This is a genomic window from Brevundimonas sp. (assembly GCF_003248455.1).
Taxonomy (GTDB): domain Bacteria; phylum Pseudomonadota; class Alphaproteobacteria; order Caulobacterales; family Caulobacteraceae; genus Brevundimonas.
Genome location: NZ_QFNM01000064.1, coordinates 1 through 5501 on the forward strand (window position 1 = coordinate 1; position 5501 = coordinate 5501).

The 5501-nt window shown below is 64.8% G+C and carries 13 protein-coding genes; all 13 read left to right on the forward strand.

Annotation, left to right across the window (positions count from 1 at the left end; genetic code table 11):
* Positions 1-46 precede the first annotated feature (46 nt).
* A complete protein-coding gene (gene rplC, locus DI624_RS15765; RefSeq protein WP_291540411.1) occupies positions 47-550 on the forward strand; it encodes a 50S ribosomal protein L3 in 504 nt (167 codons plus the stop codon).
* A complete protein-coding gene (locus DI624_RS15770; protein ID WP_291540413.1) occupies positions 505-780 on the forward strand; it encodes a hypothetical protein in 276 nt (91 codons plus the stop codon). Before rplC ends, DI624_RS15770 begins: the two co-directional genes overlap by 46 nt.
* On the forward strand, positions 780-1418 hold the full coding sequence (gene rplD / locus DI624_RS15775) for a 50S ribosomal protein L4 (protein ID WP_150823984.1): 639 nt from the start codon (positions 780-782) through the stop codon (positions 1416-1418). The genes DI624_RS15770 and rplD overlap by 1 nt, the downstream gene beginning before the upstream one ends.
* Complete coding sequence (locus DI624_RS15780; RefSeq protein WP_017506057.1) at positions 1418-1720, forward strand: 50S ribosomal protein L23; 303 nt, start codon at positions 1418-1420, stop codon at positions 1718-1720. The genes rplD and DI624_RS15780 overlap by 1 nt, the downstream gene beginning before the upstream one ends.
* Before the next feature lie 4 nt (positions 1721-1724).
* Positions 1725-2561 carry a 50S ribosomal protein L2 gene (rplB, locus tag DI624_RS15785; RefSeq protein ID WP_291540423.1) on the forward strand — a complete coding sequence of 279 codons (837 nt, stop codon included), beginning with the start codon at positions 1725-1727 and terminating at the stop codon, positions 2559-2561.
* A gap of 2 nt (positions 2562-2563) precedes the next feature.
* On the forward strand, positions 2564-2842 hold the full coding sequence (gene rpsS / locus DI624_RS15790; RefSeq protein ID WP_017506055.1) for a 30S ribosomal protein S19: 279 nt from the start codon (positions 2564-2566) through the stop codon (positions 2840-2842).
* A gap of 3 nt (positions 2843-2845) precedes the next feature.
* Positions 2846-3226: a 50S ribosomal protein L22 gene (rplV, locus tag DI624_RS15795; protein ID WP_291540428.1), complete on the forward strand. Its 381-nt coding sequence runs from the start codon at positions 2846-2848 to the stop codon at positions 3224-3226.
* Complete coding sequence (gene rpsC / locus DI624_RS15800) at positions 3226-3981, forward strand: 30S ribosomal protein S3 (protein WP_201100519.1); 756 nt, start codon at positions 3226-3228, stop codon at positions 3979-3981. The genes rplV and rpsC overlap by 1 nt, the downstream gene beginning before the upstream one ends.
* A 3-nt stretch (positions 3982-3984) precedes the next feature.
* Positions 3985-4425 (forward strand): 50S ribosomal protein L16, encoded by a 441-nt coding sequence (gene rplP, locus DI624_RS15805; protein WP_017506052.1) that lies wholly within the window; start codon positions 3985-3987, stop codon positions 4423-4425.
* Complete coding sequence (rpmC, locus tag DI624_RS15810; RefSeq protein ID WP_054765463.1) at positions 4425-4622, forward strand: 50S ribosomal protein L29; 198 nt, start codon at positions 4425-4427, stop codon at positions 4620-4622. Before rplP ends, rpmC begins: the two co-directional genes overlap by 1 nt.
* A 10-nt stretch (positions 4623-4632) precedes the next feature.
* Positions 4633-4875 (forward strand): 30S ribosomal protein S17, encoded by a 243-nt coding sequence (gene rpsQ / locus DI624_RS15815; protein ID WP_008262472.1) that lies wholly within the window; start codon positions 4633-4635, stop codon positions 4873-4875.
* Positions 4876-4893: 18 nt separating this feature from the next.
* Positions 4894-5262, forward strand: coding sequence for a 50S ribosomal protein L14 (gene rplN / locus DI624_RS15820; protein WP_003164378.1), 369 nt, complete (start codon positions 4894-4896; stop codon positions 5260-5262).
* A gap of 1 nt (position 5263) precedes the next feature.
* The coding region (gene rplX, locus DI624_RS15825; RefSeq protein ID WP_291540486.1) for a 50S ribosomal protein L24 at positions 5264-5501 on the forward strand (238 nt) is incomplete at its 3' end.

The window sequence follows — 5501 nt, forward strand, 5'->3', positions numbered from 1 at the left end:
CGTGGACGTCGAGATCAAGATTTAAAGTAGAAAGAGGCGGGATCCGATGCGCACGGGCGTGATCGCCAAGAAGCTGGGCATGACCCGCGTGTTCGCCGATGACGGCGCGCACGTTCCGGTCACTGTGCTGCAGCTCGACGGCTGCCAAGTCGTCGGCCAACGTACCCAGGAGCGTGACGGCTACGTCGCTCTCCAACTGGGCGCTGGCACGAAGAAGGCCAAGAACACCAACAAGGCTCAACGCGAGACCTTCGCCAAGGCGGAAGTCGAGCCGAAAGCCTATGTCACCGAGTTCCGCGTCGATGCGGACGGTCTGCTGGACGTGGGCGCCGAACTGTCGGCCGAACACTTCCTGGTGGGCCAGAAGGTCGACATCCAGGGCGAGACCATCGGCAAGGGTTTCGCCGGCGCCATGAAGCGCTGGAACTTCGGCGGCCTTCGCGCCATTCGCACGGTTCGACGGGCAACCGTCAGGACCCGGGGCGCACGTTCCCCGGCAAGAAGATGGCCGGCCACTACGGCGCCGAAACCGTCACCACCCAGAACCTGACCGTCGTCCGCGTGGACGCCGAGCGCGGCCTGATCCTGATCAAGGGCGCCGTCCCCGGTCACGACGGCGGCTACGTCAAGGTTCGCGACGCCATCAAGAAGGCCCGTCCGGCCGACGCCCCGTTCCCGGGCGCCGTCAAGTCGGCTGGCAAGTCCAATGGGGCCGCTCAACCCGCCTCGACCCCGGCTGAAGAAGCCCCCGTCGAAGCGACCGAAGGCGGTGAAGCGTAATGAAACTCTCTGTCATCCAACTCGACGGCAAGGCTGCTGGCGACGTGGAGCTGTCGGACGCCGTCTTCGGCATCGCCGACATCCGCGGCGACCTGCTGGCCCGCACCGTGAACTGGCAATTGGCCAAGCGCCGCGCCGGCACGCACAAGGTTCAAACCCGTAACGAGAACTCTCGCACGGGCAAGAAGATGTACAAGCAGAAGGGCACCGGCGGCGCTCGTCACGGTTCGCGCCGTGCGCCGCAGTTCGTCGGCGGCTCGCGCGCCTTCGGTCCGGTCGTTCGCGACCACGGCTTCTCGCTGCCGAAGAAGATCCGCGCCCTGGCCCTGCGTCACGCCCTGTCCTCCAAGGCGAAGTCCGGCGACCTGATCGTGGTCGACACCGTCTCGGTCAAGGAAGCCAAGACGGCCGCCCTGCGCGAGACCTTCGGCAAGCTGGGCTGGACCAAGGCTCTCATCATCGCGGGTCCGGAAGTCGATGCGAACTTCGGTCTGGCCGCACGCAACATCCCGCACATCGACGTGCTGCCGAACGCCGGCCTGAACGTCTATGACATCCTGCGGGCTGACAAGCTGGTGCTGACCAAGGCCGCCATCGAGGCCATCGAAGCCCGCTTCAGCGATAAGGAAGCCGCGTAATGGCCGCTCAACCTACCGCCAAGCACTACGACACCATCCTGGCCCCGGTGATCACCGAAAAGGCCACGATCCTGTCCGAGCAGAACAAGGTCGTCTTCCGCGTCGCCGACACGGCGTCCAAGGACGAGATCGCAGCCGCGGTCGAAAGCCTGTTCAAAGTCAACGTCGTCAAGGTCAACACCCTGGTTCAAAAGGGCAAGACCAAGCGCTTCCGGGGCATCCTGGGTCGTCGCGTCGACATCAAAAAAGCGATCGTGACCCTGGCCGACGGCCAGTCGATCGACGTCACCACGGGGCTCTGATCAGATGGCCTTGAAACATTACAATCCGACTTCGCCGGGCCGTCGCGCCCTCGTGCTGGTCGACCGTTCGGAACTCCACAAGGGCCGCCCGGAAAAGTCGCTGACCGAAGGCCTGACCAAGTCGGGCGGACGCGGGCAGGGCGGTCGCATCGCGGTCCGCTTCCGCGGCGGCGGCGCCAAGACCCTGTACCGCAAGATCGACTTCAAGCGTCGCAAGTGGGACATGGTCGGCACGGTCGAGCGTCTGGAGTACGACCCGAACCGCACGGCCTTCATCGCCCTCGTGACCTACGAAGACGGTGAAAAGACCTACATCATCGCGCCGCAACGCCTCAAGGCGGGCGACACGATCGTGGCGGGCGAAAAGACCGACGTGAAGCCGGGCAACGCCATGCCGCTGCGTTCGATGCCGGTGGGTACGATCATCCACAACATCGAGATGAAGCCGGGCAAGGGCGCCCAGCTGGCCCGTTCGGCCGGCGCCTACGCCCAGTTGGTCGGCCGCGATCAGGGCTACGCCCAGATCCGTCTCGGCTCGGGCGAGCTGCGCATGGTCCTGGACGGCTGTATCGCCACGGTGGGCGCGGTCTCGAACCCCGACCACATGAACCAGAACCTGGGCAAGGCCGGTCGCAAGCGTCACATGGGCTTCCGCCCGCACGTTCGCGGCGTCGCCATGAACCCGATCGACCACCCGCATGGTGGTGGTGAAGGCCGGACCTCTGGCGGTCGCACCCCCGTCACCCCGTGGGGCAAGGACACCAAGGGCACCCGTACCCGCAAGAACAAGGCTACGGACAAGTTCATCATCCGTACCCGCCACGTTAAGAAGGCTCGCTAAGAATGGCCCGCTCCTCCTGGAAAGGCCCGTTTGTCGACGGGTATCTGCTCAAGAAGGCCGACGCCGTTCAATCGTCGGGCCGCAAGGACGTGATCAAGACCTGGTCGCGCCGCTCCACCATCCTGCCGCAGTTCGTCGGTCTGACGTTCGGCGTCCATAACGGTCAGAAGCACGTGCCCGTGTCGGTCTCGGAAGAGATGGTCGGCATGAAGCTCGGCGAGTTCGCCCCGACCCGGAACTTCCCCGGTCACGCGGCGGACAAGAAGGCCAAGAGGAAGTAACCGATGGCCCAGACCAAGAACACCCGGCGGGTCGGTTCGACCGAAGCCCGCGCCAAGCTGGTCAACGTTCGCATCAGCCCGCAAAAGCTGAACCTGGTGGCCGCCTCGATCCGCGGTCTGCCGGTCCAGAAGGCGCTGAACGAGCTGGAATTCAGCCGCAAGCGCATCGCCGGCGACGTCCGCAAGGTCCTGTATTCGGCGATCTCCAACGCCGAGAACAACCACAACCTCGACATCGACAACCTGGTCGTCGCCGAGGCCTTCGTGGGCAAGAACCTGGTGATGAAGCGTTTCGCGAGCCGCGCTCGTGGTCGCTCGTCGCGCATCCTGAAACCGTTCAGCGAGATCACCATCGTGGTCCGCGAAGCCGGCGAGGCCGCCTGATGGGACAGAAAATCAATCCGGTCGGTCTGCGCCTCGGCGTGAACCGCACGTGGGACAGCCGCTGGTTCGCCGGCGGCGCCGACTACGCCCGCCTGCTGCACCAGGACCTGAAGCTGCGCGAGTGGCTGAAGGAACGCCTGGCCGCCGCCGGCGTGTCGCGCATCATCATCGAGCGCCCGCACAAGAAGTGCCGCATCACCATCTACGCCGCCCGTCCGGGCGTCGTGATCGGCAAGAAGGGCGCCGACATCGAGAAGCTCCGCAAGGACATCTCGGCCCGCACCGAGGGTGAAGTTCACCTGAACATCATCGAGGTCCGCAAGCCGGAAACCGACGCCCAGCTGATCGCCGAGAACATCGCGCAGCAGCTGGAGCGCCGCGTGGCCTTCCGCCGCGCCATGAAGCGTTCGATGCAATCGGCCATGCGTCTTGGCGCCAAGGGCATTCGCATGAATGTCTCGGGCCGTCTGGGCGGCGCGGAAATCGCGCGTATGGAATGGTACCGCGAAGGTCGCGTGCCGCTGCACACGCTGCGCGCCGACATCGACTACGGCTTCTACGAAGCCAAGACGACCTACGGCATCATCGGCGTGAAGGTCTGGGTGTTCAAAGGCGAAGTGCTCGAGCACGATCCGATGGCCCAGGACAAACGTTGGGCCCAGGAAGCCTCGGGTCCGTCCTCGAACGAAGGCCGCGAACGCGGCGGCCCCCGTGGCGACCGCGGTCCGCGTCGCGACCGGGGACGTGAGAACTAAGTCATGTTGCAACCGAAGAAGACCAAGTACCGCAAGGCCTTCAAGGGCCGGATTCACGGCTCGGCCAAGGGCGGCTTCTCGCTGAACTTCGGGTCGTACGGCCTGAAGACGCTGGAGCCGGAACGCATCACCGCGCGTCAGATCGAAGCGGCTCGCCGCGCGATCACCCGCCAGATGAAGCGTCAGGGCCGGGTGTGGATCCGCGTCTTCCCCGACCTGCCCGTCACGGGCAAGCCGGCCGAAGTGCGGATGGGCAAGGGCAAGGGCGCCGTGGACCACTGGGCCGCGCGCTGCCACCCCGGCCGCATCCTGTTTGAAATCGACGGCGTTCCGGACGATGTCGCCCGCGAAGCGCTCCGTCTCGGCGCAGCCAAGCTGCCGGTCCGCACCAAGGTCGTGACCCGCATCGACGCCGGCGTCGCTCATGTGGAGGCTGCCGCCTAATGACCAAGATCGCCGATCTGCGGTCGCAAACGACCGATCAACTGGCCGACGAGCTGCTGAAGCTCAAGAAGGAACAGTTCAACCTGCGCTTCCAGGCGGCCACCGGCCAGATGGAAAAGACCCACCGCGTGGGTGAAGTGCGCAAAGACATCGCCCGCATCTCGACGCTTCTGCGCGAGAAGCGTGCGGCCTCGTAAGGAAACGAATATGCCCAAGCGAATTCTCGAAGGCGTGGTCGTGTCCGACAAGGGCGAGAAGACCGTCGTCGTCAAGGTGGAGCGCACCCTGCTGCACCCCGTTCTGAAGAAGATCGTTCGTCTTTCGAAGAAGTATCACGCGCACGACGAAGCCAACGCGCTCAAGGTCGGCGACATCGCTCGCATCGTCGAGTGCGCTCCGAAGTCCAAGCTGAAGCGTTGGGAAGTCCTTTCCAACGCCTCCGCCTCGTAATCAGAAGGATCTGATCTTATGATCCAGATGCAAACTAACCTGGAAGTGGCCGATAATTCGGGCGCCCGCCGGGTCATGTGCATCAAGGTGTTGGGCGGCTCGAAGCGCCGCTACGCCTCGATCGGCGACACCATCGTCGCCTCCGTGAAGGAAGCCATCCCGCGCGGCCGCGTGAAGAAGGGCGATGTCGTTCGCGCCATCGTCGTGCGCACCGCCAAGGACATCCAACGCAAGGACGGCTCGGTCATCCGCTTCGACAAGTCGGCCGCCGTCATCGTCAACAAGCAGAACGAGCCCGTCGGCACGCGGATCTTCGGCCCGGTTCCCCGCGAACTGCGCGCCAAGAACCACATGAAGATCATCTCGCTGGCACCGGAGGTCCTGTAACATGGCCGCCAAGATCAAGAAGGGCGACCGCGTCGTCGTCCTCACCGGCAAGGACAAGGGCCGCACGGGCAATGTGCTGAAGGTCCTGCCTTCCGAAAACCGCGTCGTCGTCGAAGGCGTCAACATGGTCCAGCGCCACACGCGCCCGAGCCAGGCTGACCCGCAAGGCGGCATCAAGAACAAGGAAGCCTCGCTTCACCTGTCGAACGTCGCGATCGCCGACGCCAACGGCAAGGCGA